Source organism: Flavobacterium algoritolerans, assembly GCF_030010385.1.
GTDB classification, from domain to species: domain Bacteria; phylum Bacteroidota; class Bacteroidia; order Flavobacteriales; family Flavobacteriaceae; genus Flavobacterium; species Flavobacterium algoritolerans.
Window position 1 is genome coordinate 1 of the sequence record NZ_JASCRZ010000006.1, and the last position, 25492, is coordinate 25492.

20 protein-coding genes and 1 other RNA gene are annotated in these 25492 nt (G+C 33.0%); 8 read left to right on the top strand and 13 right to left on the bottom strand.

Features of this window, described 5'->3' with window-relative positions:
• Positions 1 to 3996 (bottom strand): Ig-like domain-containing protein (locus QLS65_RS12705; protein WP_282718194.1); only part of this gene is annotated, 3996 nt, incomplete at its 3' end.
• Between the two features lie 133 nt (positions 3997 to 4129).
• Complete coding sequence (locus QLS65_RS12710) at positions 4130 to 4339, bottom strand: hypothetical protein (RefSeq protein ID WP_282713073.1); 210 nt, start codon at positions 4337 to 4339, stop codon at positions 4130 to 4132.
• A 423-nt stretch (positions 4340 to 4762) separates the two neighbouring features.
• On the opposite strand from QLS65_RS12710, the gene QLS65_RS12715 reads away from it, so the two are divergent.
• From QLS65_RS12715 to QLS65_RS12725, 3 genes are all read left to right on the top strand, one after another.
• Positions 4763 to 5248, top strand: coding sequence for a SixA phosphatase family protein (locus QLS65_RS12715; protein WP_282718196.1), 486 nt, complete (start codon positions 4763 to 4765; stop codon positions 5246 to 5248).
• Positions 5245 to 7332, top strand: a complete 2088-nt coding sequence (ppk1, locus tag QLS65_RS12720; protein WP_282713071.1) for a polyphosphate kinase 1 — start codon at positions 5245 to 5247, stop codon at positions 7330 to 7332. Before QLS65_RS12715 ends, ppk1 begins: the two co-directional genes overlap by 4 nt.
• A 101-nt stretch (positions 7333 to 7433) precedes the next feature.
• Positions 7434 to 8324 (top strand): Ppx/GppA phosphatase family protein, encoded by an 891-nt coding sequence (locus tag QLS65_RS12725; RefSeq protein WP_282713070.1) that lies wholly within the window; start codon positions 7434 to 7436, stop codon positions 8322 to 8324.
• Positions 8325 to 8345: 21 nt separating this feature from the next.
• Here the strand turns inward: QLS65_RS12725 and QLS65_RS12730 are convergent, their stop codons facing one another.
• Positions 8346 to 8762: a DNA polymerase III subunit gamma/tau gene (locus tag QLS65_RS12730; RefSeq protein ID WP_233206906.1), complete on the bottom strand. Its 417-nt coding sequence runs from the start codon at positions 8760 to 8762 to the stop codon at positions 8346 to 8348.
• 7 nt (positions 8763 to 8769) lie between these two features.
• Here QLS65_RS12730 and QLS65_RS12735 point away from each other — a divergent pair, with 7 nt between their 5' ends.
• Positions 8770 to 8898: a hypothetical protein gene (locus QLS65_RS12735; protein ID WP_282713069.1), complete on the top strand. Its 129-nt coding sequence runs from the start codon at positions 8770 to 8772 to the stop codon at positions 8896 to 8898.
• 97 nt (positions 8899 to 8995) lie between these two features.
• Here QLS65_RS12735 and dnaX read toward each other — a convergent pair whose 3' ends face one another.
• The 3 genes from dnaX to QLS65_RS12750 form a co-directional block, all read right to left on the bottom strand.
• Positions 8996 to 10081 carry a DNA polymerase III subunit gamma/tau gene (gene dnaX / locus QLS65_RS12740; protein ID WP_282713068.1) on the bottom strand — a complete coding sequence of 362 codons (1086 nt, stop codon included), beginning with the start codon at positions 10079 to 10081 and terminating at the stop codon, positions 8996 to 8998.
• A 224-nt stretch (positions 10082 to 10305) separates the two neighbouring features.
• Complete coding sequence (locus QLS65_RS12745) at positions 10306 to 11418, bottom strand: class I SAM-dependent methyltransferase (protein WP_282718199.1); 1113 nt, start codon at positions 11416 to 11418, stop codon at positions 10306 to 10308.
• Between the two features lie 60 nt (positions 11419 to 11478).
• The gene (locus QLS65_RS12750; RefSeq protein WP_282713065.1) at positions 11479 to 11787 is read right to left on the bottom strand and encodes a hypothetical protein; all 309 of its coding nucleotides are present in this window, start codon (positions 11785 to 11787) and stop codon (positions 11479 to 11481) included.
• Between the two features lie 121 nt (positions 11788 to 11908).
• Between QLS65_RS12750 and rnpB the strand changes: the two genes are divergently transcribed.
• Both rnpB and QLS65_RS12760 read left to right on the top strand, forming a co-directional pair.
• Positions 11909 to 12226: RNase P RNA component class A (gene rnpB, locus QLS65_RS12755), an RNA gene on the top strand.
• 127 nt (positions 12227 to 12353) lie between these two features.
• Positions 12354 to 13271, top strand: a complete 918-nt coding sequence (locus tag QLS65_RS12760) for a ketopantoate reductase family protein (protein ID WP_282718200.1) — start codon at positions 12354 to 12356, stop codon at positions 13269 to 13271.
• A gap of 17 nt (positions 13272 to 13288) precedes the next feature.
• Here the strand turns inward: QLS65_RS12760 and QLS65_RS12765 are convergent, their stop codons facing one another.
• Positions 13289 to 13885, bottom strand: coding sequence for an RsmD family RNA methyltransferase (locus tag QLS65_RS12765; RefSeq protein WP_121341989.1), 597 nt, complete (start codon positions 13883 to 13885; stop codon positions 13289 to 13291).
• The gene (locus QLS65_RS12770; RefSeq protein ID WP_282718201.1) at positions 13882 to 14688 is read right to left on the bottom strand and encodes a DUF3822 family protein; all 807 of its coding nucleotides are present in this window, start codon (positions 14686 to 14688) and stop codon (positions 13882 to 13884) included. The genes QLS65_RS12765 and QLS65_RS12770 overlap by 4 nt, the downstream gene beginning before the upstream one ends.
• 166 nt (positions 14689 to 14854) lie before the next feature.
• On the opposite strand from QLS65_RS12770, the gene QLS65_RS12775 reads away from it, so the two are divergent.
• A complete protein-coding gene (locus tag QLS65_RS12775; protein WP_282718202.1) occupies positions 14855 to 16276 on the top strand; it encodes an ATP-dependent DNA helicase in 1422 nt (473 codons plus the stop codon).
• A 102-nt stretch (positions 16277 to 16378) separates the two neighbouring features.
• The gene (ygiD, locus tag QLS65_RS12780) at positions 16379 to 17209 is read left to right on the top strand and encodes a 4,5-DOPA-extradiol-dioxygenase (RefSeq protein WP_282718203.1); all 831 of its coding nucleotides are present in this window, start codon (positions 16379 to 16381) and stop codon (positions 17207 to 17209) included.
• Between the two features lie 2 nt (positions 17210 to 17211).
• On the opposite strand, the gene QLS65_RS12785 is transcribed toward ygiD, so the two are convergent.
• The 5 genes from QLS65_RS12785 to zwf form a co-directional block, all read right to left on the bottom strand.
• Positions 17212 to 19758, bottom strand: a complete 2547-nt coding sequence (locus QLS65_RS12785; protein ID WP_282718205.1) for a hypothetical protein — start codon at positions 19756 to 19758, stop codon at positions 17212 to 17214.
• Positions 19759 to 20869: 1111 nt separating this feature from the next.
• Entirely contained in the window at positions 20870 to 21694 is an 825-nt protein-coding gene (locus tag QLS65_RS12790) for a fimbrial biogenesis chaperone (RefSeq protein WP_282718207.1), read from the bottom strand.
• Between the two features lie 102 nt (positions 21695 to 21796).
• The gene (locus QLS65_RS12795; RefSeq protein WP_282713059.1) at positions 21797 to 22327 is read right to left on the bottom strand and encodes a DUF4402 domain-containing protein; all 531 of its coding nucleotides are present in this window, start codon (positions 22325 to 22327) and stop codon (positions 21797 to 21799) included.
• 910 nt (positions 22328 to 23237) lie between these two features.
• Entirely contained in the window at positions 23238 to 23951 is a 714-nt protein-coding gene (gene pgl / locus QLS65_RS12800; RefSeq protein WP_282718209.1) for a 6-phosphogluconolactonase, read from the bottom strand.
• A gap of 3 nt (positions 23952 to 23954) precedes the next feature.
• Entirely contained in the window at positions 23955 to 25478 is a 1524-nt protein-coding gene (gene zwf, locus QLS65_RS12805; protein ID WP_282718211.1) for a glucose-6-phosphate dehydrogenase, read from the bottom strand.
• Between the last annotated feature and the right edge of the window lie 14 nt (positions 25479 to 25492).

Below are 25492 nucleotides of genomic sequence, written 5' to 3' on the forward strand. Positions count from 1 at the left end.
CGCAATCGGATAGGCTCCCACATTAGAGAACTGAGTCGCGGTAGTAGCTAAGGTATAGTTGATGGTATCTCCATTAACCGCACCACTAACAATAGCAGTAAGTGCAGGATTAAGGTCCCCGTATACTTTGGTTTGATCATCCGCCACCACAGTCACATTAAGGACTTTCGGAGTCACAGTCAACGTAGCAGGATCAGTAGTTGTATTGATACATGTTCCAGTTAAAAGAACACGATATTTGTAATTACTCATTGCAACTGTAGGGTTTGCAATTGTTAATGTTGGTGTTGTAGCATTAGAATAAATACTATTATTTGTAATATTTGTATATCCAGTACCATTATTTACTTGCCATTGATATGTAGTTACATTAGTCGCTACTACTGAAAAACTTATATTATTACCATAAATAATATTCTTATCTGCTGGTTGGCTAGTTATTACAGCTTTAGGATTAATTAAAACAGTAATTGCTTTTTTGGGTCCTAGGCAAGAATTACTTTCTTCAGCCACATAGTATGTGAATTGTCCTGCAGTACTTGTGCTAGGAGTTAAAACAGTTTGCGGTGTTGAATTTAATGAAGAAAAATAATATAGATTATTGGCAGGATTACTAACAGTTGCTGTTAGTGCTTGGGGGATGTCTCCTTGACAATATTCAACATTGTTAGCATTTGGTGTTCCTGGTAATGGATTGATAGTTAATTTAACGGCTGTTCTAGTTATACTAGAGCAAGTGCCGTTGGAAGATTGAGCATAATATGTTTTTGTTCCTATGCCAACTTGAGTAGGAGACGAAACTACATTACCTGCAGTTGCTGCATCATACCAAGTGATGGTTCCACCCGTTGCAGTTGCAGTCAGAGTTTGAGTAGTAGTTCCATCAGTACATACTGTTTGATTACTAGCAGTTGGAGCTGCAGGAGCTACATTGATAGTTAATTTAACAGCAGTTCTAGTTAAGCTTGAACAAGTACCGTTATTAGCTTGTGCATAATAAGTTTTAGTACCTACACCAACTTGAGTAGGAGAAGAAACTACATTACCTGCAGTTGCTGCATCATACCAAATGATGGTTCCGCCCGTTGCAGTAGCAGTAAGAGTTTGAGTAGTAGTTCCATCAGAACATACTGTTTGATTAGTAGCAGTTGGAGCTGCAGGAGCTACATTGATAGTTAATTTAACAGCAGTTCTAGTTAAGCTTGAACAAATACCGTTATAAGCTTGTGCATAATAAGTCTTAGTACCTACACCAACTTGAGTAGGAGAAGAAACTACATTACCTGCAGTTGCTGCATCATACCAAGTGATGGTTTCGCCAGTTGCAGTAGCGGTAAGAGTTTGAGTAGTAGTACCATCGGTACATACTGTTTGATTACTAGCTGTTGGAGCTGCAGGAACTACATTGATAGTTAACTTAACAGGGGTTCTAGTTGAGCTTGAACAATTATTGTTAGAAGCTTGCGCATAATAAGTCTTAGTACCTACACCCACTTGGGTAGGAGAAGCAATTAAATTACCTGCAGTTGCTGCATCATACCAAGTGATGGTTCCTCCCGTTGCAGTAGCGGTAAGAGTTTGAGTAGTAGTTCCATCAGAACATACTGTTTGGTCATTAGCTGTTGGTGCTAAGGGATTAACACAAGACAAGCTTGCACTATTCGAAGTCACACTAGCACAAACATTATTTAAATGTTTAATAAGTACCCTATATTGATAGCCCTTCATATTAGTTGTAACTTGACTAATACTCAATGTAGCGGTTGTTGTATTTGCATATAATGGATTTGTTCCTCCGTTAGAAATATTCACCCAATTTAATCCAGTATTAACCTGCCATTGATAAGTTAATGAAGAACTAGAATCTATTGCAGGTGGTATTGTATAATTAGGCGTTCCGGATGAGAAAGTAGTTGTACTAACTGCAGTAGCTGTAACTGAAAAAGTAGCACTTTGTCCAACTGTTGTAAATGTATCTACAGGATTAGTTGATGACGTAATTTTTGTAGCAATTTTAACATTTGGTGATGGAGTAGTATTGTAATTTTTGCCTGTACTATTTATTCCTGCAGCAATAACTAAACCGTTATTATTTACTTGAGTAATACCTACAACTCCACTATAAGTACCATCGCCATTAGTATCAGCATTAATAGAGCTATAAGCCTCGTTAGCATCTGAACAATCATCATTGTCTGAATCATAATCTAAAGCATTAGGCATTGAATCACCATCTGTATCATCACATAATAATGTTAATGCTCCAAAAATAAAACCATATTGATCATTACCCTCTGTTCTTAAATTAAAAGAAGTAATGTCATCCGGTAAATAGTAAAAAGTATAACCATTAGGTGGTGCTACAGAATTTGCTATTAATGGATTTGATGCCATAATAGTCCCGACTTGTCCTTCAACAGGAGGTGTAGAACCATCAAAATAAGAGTATTTACCAGTATTAAAAACATCAACATTGCCTATTACTTCTAATGGAACGGATGAAGTTATTTTACCTGCAGCATTTGGATCAGATAAGCCAGCAATACCTATAATATATCGATATTTATAATTACCGGAATTTAAACTTTTTGAAGTAACTTGATAATCAAGTTTAACTGTTCTTTCGATAACTTTTGGATTAGTATAAGCTCCTATCAAATCTAAATATTTCGTTGCAAAATTTGTAGGGTTTCCTTGTATGCTAATTGAAGCATTTATTACTGTAGGTTGATATATTCTCCACTGTTGTGAAGATGTAGAAAATCCTGAAATTACACTAACATTGACTCCATTTTGTGGTAATACAGCAGGTCCAAATGGGTCAAGAGGGAATAAACCTGTACCTGAAGTATTTAAAGAGTTTACTATAGCATCTGTTGGATTTGCTAGTACACTTGTAAAATTACAACCTTCATTACCATCAGTGATCCCATCATTATCATCATCCAAATCAATATTATTAATTATTCCATCTGTATCTGTATCTAAAGGTGGGGTGATTTTATAAGTTATTGTTATTGTAGCAATGTTTGACGTAAGATTAGTTAAATCCTTCAAAACATAAGTTATCGGTGTTGGATTACCAATGAATGTTATCAATGGAGTAAAAGTTACAATTCCATTGCTATCAACTTTCCATTCTCCTTCATTTGCAACTGTCAATTTAGTTTGTATACTGCTGGTTGAAGTATTTAAATCTATTGTTGATTTATTGATGTTTTGGTTAGCATCTGTATCGTTAAGAGTTACATCTATGCTTACAGGTCCATTAGTTTGATTTAACTTACTATCATCATTTGCAACAGGGGCTTTAGGTATATCATATGTTACTTCACCAAAACTAATTGAGCTTTGTCTATCATTTGACTCATTAGTACTTCCAAGTCTAAATTTTACAGAGTTAACACGCCCGTAACTAACAGAAGCAATATAGGCAGTATTTGTAATACTTATTGGATCAACTGATTCATTAGGTCCGGTAAATCTGGTGTAAGGAGATACGGTAGAAACAGTAATTTTTGTAGGTGATTCTAGTGTATAATTTGCATTTGTGGGTATAACAATATCAAAAAATTCTCCACCATCAATATCTAAAGTTTCTATAGTAAAAGAATTTAAATCAATTTTTAATTCTAATGCTGTACCATAAGTTCCTGATTTATAAAAAGTAAAATCAAACTCTACATTACCTCCAGAAACAGTACTTCTTATAACGGGTTGGAATCTATTTAGTAAGCTTCCACCTCCATTATTAGGATTGTCAATATCTACAAGTACTACATTTGTAATTGATACAATTGTTACTACGGCATCAACGCTTGTGCCATCTACAGTAGTTACCCCAGTATATAAATATTTAGCTCCAACTGAATTAGCTGTTCCAGATTTTAATGATGGATTTGAAAAAATTGGTGTTTGAGAATATAGATTTAGCGTCGCTAAAAGGAATAAAATGAAAAATATTATTTTATTTGTTTTTAAAGTAATTTTATTCATAAATTTATAGGATTTTTGGTAGTAAAATTCTTTCTTTTAATGTTTTTTATAAAAGCATTTTGAAACATAATCAATCATAAAAAAAATTAAAAAAAGGCATTAATTTCTTTTTAAGTGACTAGTTTGAATTTATTTATAAATCAATTTTTAGGGTTAAATACGAAATTTTTAAAATATTGGTTTTAAATAATTCTATTAAATCAATATTTTGATTAACTACAATTATTTCAAAAAAGAGGATGGTAAAAAATAAAATACCTATTATCAATGAAAAGTATATATTATGTTGAATGAATAAATCGTATTGTGGGTTAACAATTTTATTTAGTAATATTTCAATCATTAGTAGGATTTTTAAATTATAGGAATTTATTTTAAATTCGGTATTTTGGCAAAGGTAAATAAATAGAAATATCTTATATTTTTTTTCTGCCAAAAGCCAATAAACTCGTTAAATGACACTTTTTTAATCGTAGTAATTAATTTTTATTCCTTTTTCACTGATTATTAGGCTTTTTTTACTTGATTGCGGTTCGTTTTTTATTAAAAAGTAAGAGTAGAATTGAGTATTTAACAAGCTGATTGGGAGTGTTTTTATTCTTTATTTGATAATGTTTAACGAAATTTTTTTGCTAAAAAAAATATTTTTTTTCAATGATATTTTCATTATCTAAAATTAAATAAGCAATTGCATTTAAATTTTATTTTGTAATTTGTAAACTCAAATGAATTGATATGATGCCATTGAAAAATAAATATCGGTAATATGAAAAATCTAATTTTAGTTCGGCATGCAAAATCAAGCTGGGAAGTCCCAATGCACGATAAAGATCGTGGTTTGACTTGTCAAGGGATGAAAGATGCACATCTTGTTTCTGTTTATGCTAAAGATTTTATTCCCAAAACATATATTATTTGGGCTAGTACCGCAAAAAGGGCAACAGACACAGCGTTAATTTTTGCTCAAAATTTAACTTATCCTGTGGAAAGTATCGTTTACAATGACGACCTTTATACCTTTGATGAGAAAAAACTGGAGGATATTATTAAATCATGCAGTAATCTTTTCGAAAGTGTTATTGTTTTCGGACATAATGGTGCCATTACAAATTTTGTTAATAAATTTGGGGATGATTATTTTGATAATATTCCTACAAGCGGTTTTGTATCCATGAAATTTGATACCGATGATTGGAAAAAAATTAAAAAAGGTAAAATAAAAAAAACAATATTTCCCAAAGATTTAAGATGAATAAAGTATTAGAATATAAATACATTGATAGAGAAAAAAGTTGGTTAGCTTTCAATGCCAGAGTACTTCAAGAAGCTGGTGATAATTCAGTTCCACTATTAGACAGATTACGATTTTTAGGTATATTTTCGAATAATTTAGATGAATTTTTCAGAGTTCGTTTTGCCGCTATAAGACGATTAAGTCTAACGGGAATCACTGGAGAAAAGTATCTTGGAGGGATTTCTGCTCAGCAATTAGTAAAAGATATAACTGAAATTGTAATCCAACAACAATCAGAAAGTTTACGAATATTAAATATTATTGAAGCTGAACTTGAGACTGAAAATATATTTATTATTACTGAAAATGATATTACAATTGAGCAGGAAATCTTTTTGAAAGACTTTTTTATTCAAAAACTAAGTCCTGAATTAGTAACCATAATTTTGAATGATTTAGCAGAATTTCCCGTGTTGAAAGACACTTCGGGATATTTAGCCATTAAACTGGTTATGAATAAAAATTCTGAAGTTCGTTATGCCGTAATCGAAATTCCAAAAACAATTAACCGTTTTGTTGTTTTACCATCTAATAATGAAAAGCATTATATCATACTTCTGGATGATGTGATTAGACATAATTTGAGCAGTATTTTCAATATTTTTGACTACAAAAGTGTTTCTGCACACATGATAAAAATTACCAGAGATGCTCAATTAGACATCGATAGTGATTTAAGCAAAAGTATGATTGAAAAAATATCATTGAGTGTTAAAGATCGTAGAATTGGTGAACCGGTTCGCTTTATTTACGACCAATTAATAGAAGAAGATACCTTGCAATTTTTTCTTGATAAAATGAAAATCGTTTCTACTGACAGTATTATTCCTGGCGGGAGATACCATAACAGACGCGATTACATGAATTTTCCAAACCTGGGTCGATTCGATTTATTATACAAAACCAATGATCCTTTGCCAATTCCTGGATTGAGTCTTGAAGGCAGTATGTTAGAAAAAATAAGCGAAAGAGATTATTTGCTAAATGCTCCATATCAATCCTTTTCCTATCTGACAAAGTTTTTGCGTGAAGCGGCATTAGATCCAAAAGTAACTTCAATTAAAATTACTTTGTATCGATTGGCCAAAAATTCTCAAATCATTAGTTCTCTTATAAATGCAGCCAAAAACGGAAAAAAAGTAACCGTTCAAATCGAATTGCAAGCTCGTTTTGATGAAGCTTCCAATATTTCGTATGCTGAGCAAATGCAAACAGAAGGCATCGAGTTAATTTTTGGAATAAAAGGACTAAAAGTTCACAGTAAAATATGTGTTATTGAAAGAAATGAGAATAATAAAATAAGACGATACGGCTTTATTTCGACAGGGAATTTCAATGAATCTACTGCAAAAGTGTATACTGACGTAACTCTTTTTACGAGTCATCAACAAATTCTGAAAGATATCATGCGAATATTTGAGTTTTTTGACATCAATTATAGAGTACATCGCTACAAACATCTTATTGTTTCCCCGCATTACACCAGAAGCCGATTTATAAAATTAATTGATAGAGAGATTACGCATGCATTGGCAGGAAGAAAAACACATATAAAACTAAAAATGAATAGTTTATCTGATTTTGAAATGATAGATAAATTATATGAAGCGAGTAGAGCAGGAGTGAAAATTCAACTTGAAGTTAGAGGTATTTGTTCATTGATACCAGGAATTCCCGGAATGAGTGAGAATATCGAAGCAATCAGTATAGTAGATAATTATTTAGAACATTCTAGGATTTATATTTTTGGTAATGCAGGACAGACAGAAGTTTACATTTCTTCAGCTGATTTTATGACCAGAAATCTCGATGGGCGTGTTGAAGTTACCTGTCCAATATACGATCAGGAAATAAAAAATGAGTTAATTGACAACTTCGATATAGGTTGGAAAGGGAATGTAAAAGCCCGTTTTCATTCTTATAAATTAGATAATAAATACAGAGTCCGAAATCATAATCCTGTTTTTAGAGCGCAATTAGAAACTTACAAATACTATCAGAGTAAAGTTGAATTAGAGTCAAAAACGGAAAAAATAGTATAATTATTTGTTCAAGTTTAGTTTAATATTTCAATAATTTTTTGATTTTAGAATTAATAAATAAACCAATTAATTACTAAAAGAATAAACGAATCAAATCCAAAATGATTAAAATAAAAAAATATGCAGCAATCGATATTGGCTCTAATGCCATGCGTTTATTGATTGTGAATATTGTAGAACAAGAAGGAAAAGAGCCACAGTTTAATAAAAGTTCATTAGTGCGTGTTCCAATTCGTCTTGGCCAAGATGCCTTCACTGTCGGTGAAATTTCAGAAGAGAATTTAGAAAGAATGTGTGATGCTATGAAAGCTTTTAATCTTTTGATGAAGGTGCATAAAGTGGAACGGTATATGGCATTTGCAACCTCAGCTATGCGTGAAGCTTATAATGGTAAGGAAGTTGTAGCTCTGATTAAGAAAAAAGCCGATATAAAAATAGAAATTATAGATGGTAAAAAAGAAGCAGCAATAATTGCTTCAACTGATTTGCATCATTTGTTAAAAACGGATCAAACTTATCTTTTTGTAGATGTTGGTGGTGGAAGCACAGAGTTTACCTTATTTTCTAATGGTAAAATGATAAATTCAAGATCATTCAAAGCAGGAACAGTACGCTTGCTAAATGATATGGTTTGTGATGTTGTATGGGATGAAATTGAAAAATGGATTAAGACAAATACAGAAGAATACGATGAAGTTATTTTAATAGGATCTGGCGGAAATATTAATAAGCTTTTCAAGATGTCCGGAAAAATACAAGAAAAACCATTGTCATATATTTATATGAATTCCCAATACGCTTTCTTAAATTCACTTTCGTATGAACAAAGAATCTCAGAATTAGGTCTGAATCCTGATCGTGCTGATGTAATTATTCCTGCTACAAGAATTTATCTGAATGCCATGAAATGGAGTGGAGCAAGAAATATCTATGTTCCTAAAATTGGGCTTTCTGATGGTATTGTAAAAGCGATGTATTATGGAAAGATATAATTTTCTTCAGAGTTAATTATCTTAAGCATCTAAATCTAATCCAAATGTTGTTCGTAAGAGTTCAATATTTGGATTTATTTCATGAAGTCTGTTGTAGCGATCTTGGTCGTTAAAGCTTCTTTTACTTTCAATACTTTCATTCACAATAACCTCAATTGTGATGTCGTGATTGTGCAAATGCCCTTTTAAATGTCCTAAAAGTCCATTCAATTCTTTTTCAAAATCTAATTTAGAACCTTCATTTGGTAATTCAATTGTGATAGCAGTTCCATTTAGTTTAGGATCGTTAATAAGCAATAACGACTCCATAATTTTATAACCTTTATCTCCTAAACGTTGGGCATATTTGTTCCAATGCAGTAACATTTCTGTTTCGGTAAAAGATTCTGTTGGCAAATGTGCCACTTCTTTTACAATTCCTCTGGTACTTTCTTCCAATACTTTTTTGGCACGGATACTCGATAATGAAAACGCAGAAACCTTAGGTTCGTTAGATTGTGGAATCTCGATTTTTACTGTAGGAGTTGAAACAGGAATTGAAGTAGCAACTATAGCTTCCGGTTCTTTTTCTTGAACTGTCGCTGCAATTGAAGTGTTTGCAATACTTTCTATTTTAGCTTTTGGACTTTCTACAATTGAGTAATCGTTCTTTCTAAAATAAGTAGGTGGAATTATAAATTGGTCAACTTTTTTTTTTCTCCATCAAAAGTGATAGAGGCAAGTTGCATCAGGCAAAGTTCAACAAGAAGTCGTTGATTTTGGCTGAGTTTGTATTTTAAATCACAATCATTTGCAATTTCAATTCCTTTCAAAAGAAAGTCTTGACTGCATTTTTGCGCTTGCACGCCATACATTTGTTGTGCTTGTTCCCCAACTTCTAATAAAAATAAAGTTGCGGGCGTTTTAGAAACTAATAAATCTCTAAAATGCGAAGCCAATCCGGATACAAAATGATGAGCATCAAATCCTTTGGCAAGAATATCGTTGAAAGCGATTAGTAAATCTGGAATTTTGTTTTCCAGAATCAAGTCGGTGGTATTAATATATGTTTCGTAATCCAACACATTCAAGTTTTCCGTAACGGCCTGACGTGTTAAATCTTTTCCACAAAAAGAAACTACTCGGTCAAAAATGGACAAAGCATCACGCATCGCGCCATCTGCTTTTTGAGCAATAATATGCAAAGCGTCATCTTCAAAGTTAACACCTTGACTAGTGGCCACTTCTGCAAGATGTTCTTTAGCATCTTTTACGGTAATTCTTTTGAAATCAAATATTTGACAACGAGATAAAATCGTTGGAATAATTTTATGTTTTTCGGTCGTTGCCAAAATAAAAATGGCATGTTTTGGCGGTTCTTCTAATGTTTTCAAAAAAGCATTAAAAGCGGCCGAAGACAACATATGAACCTCATCAATAATATACACTTTGTATTGTCCCGTTTGTGGCGGAATACGAACTTGGTCAATTAGATTACGGATATCATCAACGGAATTGTTTGAAGCAGCATCTAATTCGAAAACATTAAAAGCAAAATCTTCGTTTGGATCGTCATACCCCGGTTGATTGATTTTTCGAGCGAGAATACGGGCGCAAGTAGTTTTTCCAACGCCACGAGGTCCTGTGAATAATAATGCCGAAGCTAAGTGATTGCTTTCTATGGCATTCAATAAAGTATTGGTAATGGCTTTTTGTCCTACAACATCTTTAAATGTTTGAGGACGATATTTACGAGCCGATACAACAAATTGTTCCATAGAATTTTTATTCGAAAGCAAATATAGGTTTTAATTTAATGATGGAAAAATTTAAGTATTGAAAGATTTTATAATTTTTCAAAGGGTTTTTATATACCAAATTTCCTAGCATAGATAAAAGTGGAAATCCTTATGAATCGTGGTTCGGCGAATAAGATTGTAACGGATAGCTGGACATGAGTGAAGCGAACAGTAGAATAAATTGCTCCTGATAAATTGTAATTTCAAGTGTTTAAAACTCTTGAAGAATTTAAAAATTTCAATCCCGAAAGTGGATATTCCGAAACTCCTTTTTGTTGTATTAATACTTTGAATTTCATACCCATATCCATTAATAATCTATAATTTATAAGTGATTCTTGCATGGCTAATGCTATATTATTTGGATTATTATTTAATATTGAATTTTGATATTCTTTTATACCCAGTGCCAACAAAAATTCTGCTTGATTCACAATTCCACAAGGCTCTATCCCGTATTGTAAACCCCAATGAGATAAAGCTGAAAAGTTAATATGAGTTGTGATGTCTTGTTGGCCAATAAACTGATACGGATTATCGCTTTTATGATGTTTATAATAACACAGGAGTGTCCCGAAACTTCTCCGATTGTTGTATAATTCAGCCGATAATGATCCATAATCGATAGTGATTACGTAGCCTTTTTGTAAAGATTGAGAAATTTCTTTTATCCAAGATACAGCTTCCAAATTGACTTCTGTTCGAAATCCTTCAGGCAAATACACCTTTAATGTTTCGAAATATTGAATGAGTTCAGTCTTTGCAGGTTTTAAAATTTCAATAAAACCTTCTTTGTAATCAACGAACACTTCTTTAAGCTGTTCTTCCATAATTACTTTATGAACAGAAAAATTATCAATCAATTCATTTGATAACACACAGCCGTTAATTTCAGGGATATCTTTAATGGAGTTGTACCAGTTTACTTTTTTTCGTAAATGTTTCTTTTGAATCTCCCGCATACTGGTACTTTTCTCGATAATGCAGTAGTTTAGGTTCTCATATAAAGGAATGTTGTTTTCGAGATAATCTAAAATATCATGACACAATAAACCGGTTCCAGCACCATATTCAATGATTTTAAAAGGTTTTTTTTCTAAGTTTTGCCACATTTCTTCGATTTGGCGTCCTATCATAGCGCCAAAATCAGCAGTAAGATTTGCACTGGTGTAAAAATCACCATCTGCTCCAATCTTGTTTTGGGCCGAATTATAATATCCTAATTCCGGGTAATACAATGCCATCTCCATAAAATCCCGAAAAGAGATTGGTCCTTCTTTCTTAATCCGCTCTATTATGATTTCGGAAAGTAGCATCGAACTTAATAATTAAATTTCTTGAAGTTCTATTTTTTAAAATAAGAAGCTATACAATATTTAGAGTTTGCATTGCCCACTGGATTCAATGCATAATTTTTCCAGAACAAGCGCAGCTTCATTATCTGAATTTGCGGAAAAACCAGCTACAAAAACTCCTTTTTCTCCAGAAGCAGCACTGATACCATAAACCACAGATTCTTCTCCGGGGTCAGTATCTCCTTCATAGCGATACACATGATTTACTTCAAATTTATGTGGATTTGCTTTAATATCATCCTGATGAATATTAAAATCATAGGTAAAACCTTTTTCTTTTAGATCTTCTAAAGCTTCTATTACGGTGGTATAATGGTACGTAGGTTTCATGATTAATTGAAGATTAATTGTTATTTATAAAGATAACTATTTTATTATTAAGTCATTGTGAAATGGTTGTTAAAGTAAATAATCTAAAATTGAGATACATGAAAAATTGTTGTAATTTCGCACCGCAGACCGCCTTATCGCCGTTTTGAGCAATCAAGAGGGAGGAAAGTCCGGACACCATAGGGAAGCATAGCGGGTAACTCCCGTCGGTTCGAGTAATCGGATTAGGACAAGTGCAACAGAAAGTATGTACAGGTAATGCTGTAGTGAAACCAGGTAAACTCTATGCGGTGAAATATCAAGTATATCAGCATTTAAGGGCGTCTCGTTCGTTGCTGAAGGGTAGATAGCTTGAGTCCCGAAGTAATTCGGGATCTAGATAAATGATAAGGCTCCGATTTATCGGAGACAGAATCCGGCTTATAGGTCTGCATTTTTTTATTAAACCATTTAATAAAAGTAAGGATTGTTAAATCTAAAAGAGAACCATTAAGAAATTAAGTTTCATTAAGTCGCAAGGCATAATTTTCTAAATTTCTTAATGGTTTAATTTTTAAATAGCAGGTATGAAAACAAGAATTGGAATTTTAGGACTCGGTGGAGTAGGTGGTTATTTTGGAGGATTATTAGCCAAAGCTTATTTTGAATCAGATACTATCGAAATCATATTTATTGCTCGTGGCGAAACCCAAAAAGCAGTAGCTCAAAACGGATTGAAACTTATTTCTGACACTAATGAAATAACTGTTTTTCCTAGTTTAGTTTCGAATAATTCAGAAGAAATTGGGAAACTCGATTACCTTATTTGTGCGACTAAAACCTATGATATCGAAACCAGTTTTGAATCCATAAAAAACTGCATTATTAACAAAACGGTAATCCTACCTTTATATAATGGTGTCGATGCCACGGAACGCATACAAATACTATTTCCTGAAAATACGGTTTTACAAGGTTGTGTTTATATTGTTTCGATGATTGAATCTCCGGGAATTATCAAGAAAATAGGCCTTTATGAAAAACTGTTTTTTGGTTCTAAAAATGCTCCAGTTTCCAAATTGAATGAACTGCAATCCATTTTCGAAAATGCCAATATCGAAAGTTATTTGGTAGAAAATATTGAAGAAACGGTGTGGGAAAAGTTCATTTTTATTTCCGCATTGGCTTCCGCTACTTCCTATTTGAACCAAAATATAGGAGAGATTTTGAAGCATCCTGAAAATAAAGCAGTTTATATTTCATTGTTAAACGAGATAGCCGCTGTCGCTTTGGCAAAAGGGTTAGCATTACCAAATGATATTGTTAATCAAACAATTATCAAACTCGAAAAAACTCCAAAAGATGCTACCTCATCTATGCACAGAGATTTATTGGCAGGAAGAAATACCGAAGTAGTTTCCTTGACTGAATATGTTGTAAAAGAAGGTTTGAAATATGGAGTTACTACTCCAATATATAAGAAAATATTGGAGAAACTATCTTAAAAAATAAATAGCTAAAACTATTCTTCTTCACCATCGTTTTGGTCTGATTCGTTTTCAGAATCTTCTTTATCACCAGAGCCTATTTCGAAGAAACTAAAAATAGAACCTCCGTAACTTTTTTGGAACGAAAAGTGAATCATGTGATCCAGTTTGGTATATTTCGAATGCTCGATTACCATCATTCCTTCTTCATTAAGTAATTCTTTTTCGAAAACTAACAAGATGATTTTTTCGAAAGTTTTTTGGTCTAAAGCATAAGGCGGATCTGCAAAAATAATATCGTAAGACGTTTTACATCTTTCTAAATAGGTGAAAACATCACTTTTTGTGGCTGCAATATTAAAATCATATTCGGCTGCGACTTGCTTGATAAATTTTACACAACCAAAATCACCATCAACAGAAGTGATTGGCGTACTTCCTCTTGAGGCAAATTCGTAACTGATGTTTCCGGTTCCTGCGAATAAATCTAATATTTTAAGTCCTTCAAAACTGAAATGGTTGTTCAAAACATTAAATAATGCTTCTTTAGACATATCGGTTGTGGGACGAACGGGTAATCCTTTTGGTGGAAAAATGCGTCTTCCTTTGTATTTTCCTGAAATGATTCTCATGAGTTGAAAAGTATAAAATGATTTCTGTTTTCGGCCTCAGAAAAATAATTGTTCCATCGCAAATCCTCTACATCAATAAGAGAAACATTGCGAATGTATTTGTAAGCGATTTTATAATAATCACTTTCGGTATCAATATTTCCGATTAGTTCCAATGGGAAGTTCTCGGGATTTAAATTCAATTGTTCGGCAGTGAATAAAATGTAATACAAGAAATCTTCCGGTGTGTTGTAATCGAAAGAATTGAAAAGTAATAATTTTTGGTTCTGAACCACAATGATTTCAAAATGACCGGTATTAATATGTACAAACATTTTTTTATCATCCTTATTTTTGGATGCTACCAAAAGTTTCGAAACCAAAATGCTATTGGCATGTTTGTAATCGAAAGCACCAAATTGATCAATGAAAAAATTATTGATATTCACATACGGAATATACACCGCATTCATTTGATAATTTGGAATTTCATCAAAAGCGAAAAAATCGGTTTCAAAAACTTTAGTGTTGTATTGGAGATAACTGCCTAAAAAGTTTTCGTCAAATAACGGTTCCGGAACAAAAGTAGAAAGGTTGTTATTATGAATCACTAAAATTTCATCATACGAATCCTTTAATTCTGGATAATCTCTAAAAGCATCGGCAAACAAATCTTCAATTTTTGTGGCTTTGTGAAAGGTCTCAAAATGGACTTCGTTAAAGGAAGTTACTGTATTATTTAGCGTGTCAAAGCAACAAAAAGAAAGCCCCGTCAAGGAAACTTGAATGGAAAGTTTTTTATATTTTTTTTCGGCTATGTTCATAATACTATTGATTTTTTCAACAACGCAAACTTACAAATTTTAAAATCAATAACAATATCAATTGCAATGGCAATGGCAAAAATCAATAGTAGTAATTGAAAATTGAAATTGCTATTGGCATTGAAATTGAAAAAACATTCTTTACTTTGCAGTCAAATAATACGAAATGAATTCCTCCCTGTTTTATAGTCTTTTACAAAAAAAGTTCCCTTTTCAACCAACGTATAAACAGGATATTTTTTTTCAAAAAATTGCTATTTTTTTAACCGAAACGGATAATAAAACCATCTTCGTATTAAAAGGATATGCAGGAACGGGAAAAACAACCGTGATTTCTACGATTGTAAACAGTTTATTGGACATCAATAAAAAATATGTTTTGCTGGCGCCGACAGGTCGTGCGGCAAAAGTAATTGCTAATTATTCGAACAAACCGGCTTTTACAATTCATAAAAAAATATATTTCCCCAAGAAATCTTCCGGTGGTGGCGTTTCGTTTACGTTGCAACAAAACAAACACAAGAACACGATTTTCATAGTCGATGAAGCTTCGATGATTTCGGATACGAATTCCGATTCTAAGTTATATGAAAATGGTTCCTTATTAGATGATTTGATTTCGTATGTATATTCAGGAACCAATTGCAAAATGATTTTATTGGGAGATACCGCTCAGTTGCCTCCTGTGAATTTAGATATCAGCCCCGCTTTGGACATTCGTACTTTGGGAATGAATTATGATAAGGAAGTAGAACATATTGAGTTGGACGAAGTCATGCGTCAGGAAGAAAATTCCGGGATTTTGCATAACGCTACGGAACTTCGGGAATTATTGAAAGATTCCTTTATAGATGAATTCAAATTTGATGTCAAGAAATTCAAAGATATTGTTCGGTTGACCGATGGCTATGATATTCAAGATGCCATCAATTCTGCCTACAGTAATTATAGTATTGAAGATACCGCGTTTATTGTTCGTTCCAATAAAAGGGCGAATCAATATAATGAGCAAATCAGAACCAAAATCCTGGATAAAGAAAGCGAACTATCAACTGGAGATTTCCTGATGGTGGTAAAGAACAATTATTTTTGGTTGAAAGATTCTGATGAAGCCGGTTTTATTGCCAATGGTGATATTATCGAAATATTAGAAATTTTCAATATCAAAGAATTGTACGGTTTTAAGTTTGCCAAAGTAAAAATACGAATGATTGATTACCCCAATCAGATTCCATTTGAAACGGTATTGTTAATGGACACCATAAAAAGTGAATCGCCATCTTTAACCTATGAAGAATCCAATAGATTGTATCAGGAAGTATTGAAAGATTATGAAGGTGAAACCAAATTCCAAAAATTCCAAAAAGTAAAAGCCAATGAATATTTCAATGGCTTGCAAGTGAAATTCTCGTATGCAATTACGTGTCATAAATCACAAGGTGGACAATGGAATACCGTTTTTATAGAACAACCGTATTTGCCGGATGGCATCAATCGAGATTACATTCGCTGGTTGTACACTGCAATGACCCGAGCAAAAAATAAATTATATTTGATAGGATTTAAAGATGAGAATTTTGTAGAATAATTTTTTTAAATTAAACCATTAAGAAATTTAAGGTTATTAAGTCATTATAGTAACACCTTAAATAACTTAAATTTCTTAATGGTTTAAAAATAAATATTTATTATGAATACACTAAACGACTTACATAAAATTTCAGGTTCTTTTTCGAATACCGAAAAAATGCCGGTGCTGTTTCTAGGGCACGGAAGTCCGATGAATGCCATTGAAGAAAATCAGTTTGTGACGGGTTTTCGAAACTTGGCTAAAACGTTACCACAACCAAATGCCATTTTGTGTATTTCGGCGCATTGGTTTACCAAAGGGACAAAGGTTACCGCAATGGATATGCCAAGAACGATTCATGACTTTGGTGGTTTTCCGCAAGCGTTGTTTGACGTGCAATATCCCGCGAAAGGAAGTCCGGAATTAGCGATCGAAACCAAACAATTGTTGACTCCGGTAGAAGTAGAGCTGGACGAACATTGGGGTTTGGATCACGGTGCCTGGAGTGTCATCAAACATTTATATCCAGAAGCGAATGTTCCCGTAATTCAGTTGAGTATTGATTATACAAAATCTGGGCAATACCATTTTGAGTTGGCTCAAAAACTAAGCGAGTTGCGTACCAAAGGAATTCTGATTGTAGGCAGCGGAAATATTGTGCATAATTTAAGGTTGGTCGATTATCACAATTTCGATAAAGACAATTACGGTTACGATTGGGCAATTGAAGCAAGGGAATCAGTAAACAATTATTTACTGGACGGGAATTTCCAACCATTGATTGATTTTGAGAAACAAAACAAAGCGTTTCAATTAGCGATTCCTACACCAGAACATTATTTGCCTTTGATTTACACTTTGGGATTAAAAGGAAAATCCGAAGAACTGAGTTTGTTTAATGATAAACTATTGGCGGGTTCTTTAAGTATGACCTCTGTGAAGATAAAGTAGATTTACTTATTTTTTTTTTGAAGTACAAACTTAAGTGTATCCACAAAAGCCCCATCAACACCATTATCGATTTCAAAATTCTGGTAGGAGGGATCTGCCATCATTTGTAAATTTTCTAATTGAAGTGAGTCTATTTTTGCAACATACTGCCCCGATTTTAAACCTAAGAAACTAAAATAGCCATCAGGCTCCGAAAGAATATGGGTGATAAATGTACCGTTCAGGTCATAAATAGTTATTTTTAAGCCACCAATTCCAGAAAGTTGCTGATTTTTTCTTTGATACACCATTCCAGAGACTTCTCCAACAACTACAAGCGGAATTTCAATTATTTTTAATTGATTGGGATTTAATGTACAATTTAAAGTTTTGTTTTTTATGCGCCAAGCAATGGAATTAACTTTGTTAGTGTTAAGCTCTACATAATTTTTAATATAGGGTTCTAATCCAGTTATAATGGTAGTTCCATCGGGATTAACGAGCTGACGGCCACCGCCCATAAATACAATATTTACTCCTTTTACCAAAGGTTCTTCAGTATCTCTTTTTCCATTTCTATTGATGTCTAAAAATGGAATAAATTTTATACTTCCTCTACCGACACTTATTCGGTTATTAAAACTTACAAAATCAGATTGGGGTTCAAAGATTATACTTCCGGTAGCAGATTGCGAAAAAGAAGCACTATTTTTATAAAAAATACTAGAAAATCCGGTATTGATATGATCGAAATTATGCGTGAAACTAATTTGAAAACTACTATTTTGATTTTTAAAATTATAATCTAAAGAGGCTTGAATATAGCCTTTTTTAAAAATTGGTTTTCTCAATTGTGTTTGCAATGAGGCCATGGCATCAGCATCATATCCGTACCGTAATTGCGGTACAATGACAAATTTTTCAGGAAGTTGTAAGGATATAGAAATATTGCTGTACACTAATGGTTTGTTCGTTTCGGTAAAAAAGGCATTAGTTGTAAAATTTAAATTAAAACCAAACGAATTTCCGGAGAGCAAAAATTCGGAAGTGGTAAATTTTGTGGTATTAAACAGGTTTTGTTGAATGGTAAATCGGGAATTCCCTGAAAAGAAAGGACTGCGTATCGGCATTGAAATACTTGCTTTCCTAATTTCAGAATAATTGAATCGAATGGCTTGTTGGTTCTTGTCGTATTTACTGTAATCAAAGTCAAATCGAAGGTTTTTCGCTGTCGTATAGTTCAAATTTATTTCATAAAGAACTTTAGCATGATAACTTCCCAAAAGAAATAATTGGGAAGCCAATCTAAAGGAAGAATTTAAAAAGGGAATAATTTTATTAGATTCAAAAGAGGAAATATATTCCGCTCCAGCGCCCAAAGTAATATGATTGGAAAGACCATAATTTGCTTTTGCACTGCTAAAAACACTACCTTCTCCATCCTCAATAATCCCGGAACTAATTGTATATTCGATTTCCTTTTTTGGAAGAAAAAGAGCAGGAACTACAAATTGATTGCTGAAAAATTGCTCTTCTCCCCAAGGTCCATAATATCTTAGAGTAACTTCGGTTCGTCCGTACATTAGAGGAACGTTAAACGAAAAAAAACCGTTTGTGTCCGCCTGGAGATAATCGATTAATACATTATTGATGTAAAGTTCAACCATCCAATTGGCTTGGGTATGTTCGCTCAAAATATAGGTGCCGAAAGATTTTCGGATTCGAGTAGAGGCATTCGATAGCTGTACTCCGATAATAGGAAACAAAATTGTCGCTTTAGAAGGAGCTGAAATTTTCCCTAGTGTAAGTTGCTTAATATATTTGTTTTCATTATTCACATACCGCCATCGATAAAACTGGTTTTTAGCTACAATTGCCTGGTTGCTGGTATAATTTAGGGAAGTGGTCAGTTCGCCTCCAGCTACAATACTGCCTAAATTGAGGAGCATTCTTTCTGAATGACTTCCTCCTGATTGCTGGATTGAATTAAAGGCCCAATTTGCTGTTCCAAAATGAAGTAGTGGTTTGTCTCGTACTACTGTCGTATCTGCTATAAATTCCAATTTCATTTTGTTTAAATTATCTCGCATACTTTGTAAACGAGCTTCTCTAATAGTAGGAAGTTCGAGTTTTGAAGACAGGTTAACTGATAAACTTCTAAAGCTGAAGCTGTTTTCCAGATTAAATACTTCATTAAAATAAGAAGCTTTCAAGAATAAATTGGTAGTGGTAGAAATTAAATCATCAGATTTTAAGCTAAAGACCTGTTCCTTGTAGGTAATTGTGTTGGTGCTTTGGTCAATTTTGAAGGTATTCTTTTGATTGATAAAAAATCCATCAATAACGCTAAAATTAGAATTTGGATTATTTTTTATTTTTATAAAATCGAATACTTCAGATACCGAAAGATAGACTTCGGATTTGCATATTATAGAGGAAATTTCGCTATCTCCAATATATTTGACTTTGAGTAGTACTAAGACTTCATCACACTCTTTCTCTTGTGCCGCACCAGAAAAGGATATCGTGCAGAACAATAAAAGGTACAGTATAAAAGACAGTTTAGTCATGTAGAGCGTAGAGATAGCAAGTACTTTTGCTAAAGAAAGTTAATTTTTAAGAATGAGTTGTGGTTTGGCACAGTAGGAGGTTTTAATCAAAAATCTGGATATGATGTAATTAATCAATACTTTAACCAAATTGTTAAGTAGTAGGATTTTTGCACGACTGGTTGCAAACTATTATCATTATTGAGTTGTTATGTAAATAAAATTAATTAGAATTTATTTGCCCATAAATGTTTTCACTTCGAATTTTATCTAAAAAATCCGTCAAAGTCCTTGTAAACGTGTCTAGTTCAGCAACTGAATCTTTTAAATAATTACTGATACTTTCTAACTCTTCTTTTGATATATTGTTAGAATCCACATGATTAATAAGACCTTGAATTCGGCATATAGGACTTCGAATTTGATGGGATACTTTAAAAAGCACTTCACTAATGGAATTTAAGTACTTCTCTTTTTCTGTTTCTTTTAGAATCTTTAAATCCTTGTATCTGAGAATAACAAAGTAAGATATCCAGATAGTAATAATTGACAAGGCTCTGTTAGTAAAAACACTATAATGTACCTCGGAGCTGTAGTAAATGATTGTGTCAATTAATGTTAAAGTAGTCGATACTATGGTGAATATAAGTATTTTATTTTTGCTTAAGGGATAGGAAATAACTAAAGGGACTATATACAAGACTGCTATTGCTGCACCTAACGGAATTATCAAGTCGATAATAAATATAAATAGGATTACACTCGTTATTAGAAGTTTCGTTATTTTTAATTTTTTGATAATACTCAATATTGTATCAATTTAGAGGTTGTATACTTTATAATCTTTTGTGTCTGCAACCTAATTTTTTTTCTCTTTCTATATTTTATTAAATGTAAAAGAGATGAGACTTTTTTTGTATGTTTTAAAAAAGTAGTTTAATTATTTATTTTCCTTTTAGTTACAAATACTTATAAATTGCTGTTTTCGTTATAATTATCATGAAAAACTAGTCCTACCTAACAAATTTTAAATTGTGATTTTTAACTGTGATTTTATAAAAAATCAAAACAAATAACAGAAGAGGAATTCTTATTTGGTGCCATTATTAATATCATCAGACCAAATTCTTTTCTAGGCTGACAAATCTAAGAATGACTCTGCGTAAACAGCTTCTTGATTAAGAGTGAAATAAGTCACTTGTAGTTTTCCCTTGGAAAAATCAATACTTGGAATAGTATTTAGTTTAATTTTGGTTTTACGCAAATTTCCTGGTGCATATATTGCATAGCCTTTTATTAAACCCACATTAGTGCTAATTCCCTCCGGAGAAATATAATTTACATTTAGTTCACCATATGCCGATTGATTACCGGTGCGGTTAATATCCAGGGTTAATTCCTGCGGAGTAAGTAAAGCCAAATTAGATAAGGTCACTACCGTATTTGAGGTTCCTATCGTTATAATATTTGCAATTGAAATCCCATAAATGGGGGTTAATTGAATATCTAAACCCTTTGGCTTTAACGTATCTGTTGCGGGTGTTTCGATTTCTAAAAGTTTAGTTTTAGGAACCGCACGGAAATAAAGATGAGAACGGTATTCGCCTTCTTTTAATTCGCTAGTTTTAATGAGTTGAATTTTTACTATTTGCGATTCATTGGGCGCCAAAGTTACGGTGTGAGGATAATAGCGAAGATACGGTGAGGCAAAATTTTGATTTTCTTCTGGATGTTCTATCGTATTGAATCTACCATCTTTATCCATTTGAATCTGATTATAAGACAATCTATAGGTTATAGTGTCCTTTCCAGTATTGGATAAATTAACATTTTGAACAACGTTTTTAATTCCGTCAAAAACAATGCGTTTAGGGAATACCATTAAATCGCCTTGTGCCAGTAATGGAAACGAAAAATTTAATAAAAGGACTAGAATAAGAACACTTTTTTTGGTCATGAAAATAATTGATTTTGTGGTATTTATTTTTCTATTTTATGGATTAGGCATCCTCAAATTATAAAAAAAGGGTGCTTATTTCTAAGCACCCTTTTATACAATCTAGTTATAATTTACTGTAACTGTGAAGCCAGTAGTGTTTTCATATAAACCAATAGCTTGATCAATTCCAACATTAAGTGTAGCACCAACAGTGAAGTTTTGGGTACCACTAGCCAAAGCACCTATTCCACTAGCAAGTGAACTTGTAAAAGTATCAACTACCATAGTTTTAATTGTTCCTGTACCTGTAGTTGCAGTCGTAAGTGTAAGTGAACTAGGTAATGTAACTGTATAACCGTATGATCCTTCACCTGTTACTGTAAATGCAGCAGCAGTAGGGGATCCAGTAGCTGCAGTTAATTTTACTCCGCCAGTTGAAGTTCTAACTGCTTGAGGACTCATAACTAATGTACCTGCAGTACCAGTTGCAAAAGAACCGAAAGTCATTGAGGTTGTTTTGCTAATTGCAATTGGAGCAACAATAGTAGTACTAGCAGAAGAAGTAGCAGAAGCAGTTTGTTGTGCCAATACACTTGAACTAAAAACAGCAGACAAAGCCATAATTGATAAAAGTAATGTAATTTTTTTCATGGTAAAAAATTTTGAGGTTAAAATTAAGGGGCAAGTACAGGTTATGTCCTCATCCTTAATCAGTTTTAAATAATTGATTTTGTGTTAGTAAAAGCACCAACTACGTCACAAATGTATTTAGTATGTTGATATCTGTAAAACGAGAAGTAACAACTGATGCCTACTACGTCATAAGTGATAAATAAGCAAGGGGAAGACTTTTGATAAAAACCAAGAAAAGCTTTTGTTTTGTTAATTACTTGTTTTTAAAGGCTAAAAAAAAACGTTAAAAATTTAAATTTAACTAAAATAATTTGAATTCAATAATTTGAGTTTTTCAAAAAACTGTTAAAAACTGTTGTGTGTAATTCCATATACTTGCATCAGGTTGACTCTTTTGGCTGGATAGAGGTTATTTGTCTGAATAAATACAATTGGATTTATTTCAAACAGTAAGCGTTAAATTAAAACATTAAAAAGAATAAATTAAAAAGACTAGTAACCACAACCTTATATCTTCAGAAAATTAAGGAAAAGAATAGATAGCTAATGTGACTGAGCTATATAAATGACGGTAAGAGTTCGAGGAGTTTGAGCAAGATTTGATTCTTCATTCCGAAAGAGGTATTTATTAGGACTTGCAAAAATTTTGTAAAAATCTGTAGTTCGGTAAGGAAAAATAGCAATATTAATTTAGAGCGCATAGCAGGAATAATACTGCAGCTTAGTGCTCATTTAAACTAATAAAAGGCAAACAAACTAATTTCTTTCTAAAAGGGGACTAAAAATTGTTAAACCATCACATTTTACACAATTAAAAAAGAAAACAGGACGTTTTTAATTATGTCATTATAGAAGAATTTTAACAATTTAGTTAATTATAAAATGTAGCCAGACTAAATGTAGAGTTTTTGTTTGCATATTTAAGTATTTACCCACTCACAGCGGCTTTATCGGTCAAGAACAACAAATTTCCATCTAAAGGTTTAATTAATTGCATCGGAAATTTTTCGGGATTGTAATCTCCATATAAAACTTCATTTAGTGCATGCGCTTTATTTTCTCCAAAAGTTACTACCACAATTTCCTTTGCTTTATTAATGATAGAAGCAGTAAGCGTTATTCGATACATACTTTGCGACTCAAGATAATAGGCCGATACCCATTTATGATTCTCTTGTAATACAGCTTCACCTGGAAAAAGTGAAGCGGTATGACCATCATCTCCCATTCCTAATAAAATGAGGTCAAATTGTCCATTTTCTCCTGTAAGACCTTTAATCGATTTTTCATATTCCAAAGCATATTCTTCAGGTAAAAAACCTTCCTTATACATTGGAAATATGTTGCTTTTTGGTATTTCAACATGACTTAGTAGGTAATCATATGACATTTTTGCGTTACTGCGAGCATCCTCAAGCGACACCCAGCGCTCATCACCCCAAAAAACAAAAACATTATTCCAATCTATTTTAGTTTTGTATTGGGGAGTTGCCAAAAGCTTATAGATGGAAACAGGAGAAGAACCGCCGGTAAGTGCTACTAAAAAACGGCCTCGTTGCTGTATTGCATTTTGTGCAGCAGCTATAAATATATTGGCTGCGTGGGGTGCTATTTCTTCTTTATTATTGAAAATACTTATCATTTGTTACTTTTTTTCTTCTGGTTCTACGTCATTAAGTGTGTTTGATGCCCAGGCATGTCCCTGTCGGGCTAGTAATTCATTTGCTGCTTCAGGCCCCCAGCCGCCCGCTTCATATTTATATAAACTTGAAAATTTATCATTTTCCCAGGCTTCCTGAATGGTGGTAACTACATCCCAAGCTTCTTCAACCTGATCCGAACGCATAAATAATGTGGGGTCTCCCTGCAAAGCATCCAGTAATAGTGTTTCATAGGCTTCAGGTGATTGTGTAGAGCATGAAAAATAATCAAACACCATCTCAGCAGGTTTCAGCGAAAGAGACAGGCCCGGTTTTTTTGTCATAAACTGTAACCGAATATCCATTGCTGGCTGAATGTTTATAATTAAGCGGTTTGGCATCATATTTTCTTTCCCAAAAGAAAAGGTTGAATGGGTTACCGGATTGAACTGTATGACGATAGAGGATTGTTTTTCTTTCATTCTTTTGCCCGTTCGAACATAAAAGGGAACATCCTGCCACCGCCAGTTATCCAAGTAAAATTTCATCGCTACAAATGTTTCTGTATTTGAATTTGCCCCAACACCTTTTTCCTGTAAATATCCGGGTACTTGTTTGTCTTTTATCGAGCCCTTATCATACTGACCCCTTACCGTGTAATGTTTTACTTCCTCAGCAGTTATGCGGCGTATTGCTTTTAAAACGTCAGCTTTGCGATTTCTTATCTCATCTGCTTGTAATGAGTTAGGAGCTTCCATTGCCACCATAGTTAAAATTTGCATCAAGTGATTTTGTATCATATCTCTTAACGCTCCGGCACCTTCATAAAAACTGCCACGGTCTTCAACCCCCACTTCTTCTGCAACAGTAATCTGTACAGAATCAATAAAGTTACGGTTCCAGAGCGGCTCAAACATTGAATTTCCAAAGCGGAAAGCTAGGATATTCTGTACTGTTTCTTTGCCCAGATAGTGATCTATTCTGTAAATCTGTTTTTCTTTAAATGTTTCTGACAATAACTTATTTAGCAACTCTGCAGAACTTTTATTGTAACCAAAGGGTTTTTCAATAATGATACGATCCTGTTCCGGATTAGCGGCAAGGTCTAATTTTTTTATATTGTTAGAAATCGTTACAATGAATGAGGGTGCTATTGATAAGTAAAAAAGTCTATTGGCACGTTCACCAAAGGACAAATCTATGGCGTCCAATTTTGATTTCAGGATCTGAAATGATTCTTCTTGGTCGATATCATTTTGTAAATAGGTGATATGGGAAGCAAATTTCTGGTAGGCTTTTTCAGAGGTTATTTTATTTCTGGAAAACGCTGTCAAGTTAGTACTCACATTACTTCTAAAGGTATCATCGCTACTTTTTGCTCTTCCGAGCGCAACGATCTCAAACTTTTCTGGCATTCGACCATCAAGGTAAAGATTATAAAAGGCAGGGAAAAGCTTTCTTTTTGCTAAGTCACCTGTTGCCCCAAAAACAAGAATGATGGTTGGCTTTATAGTATCGAGATTATTCATTTTGTTCCATTTAA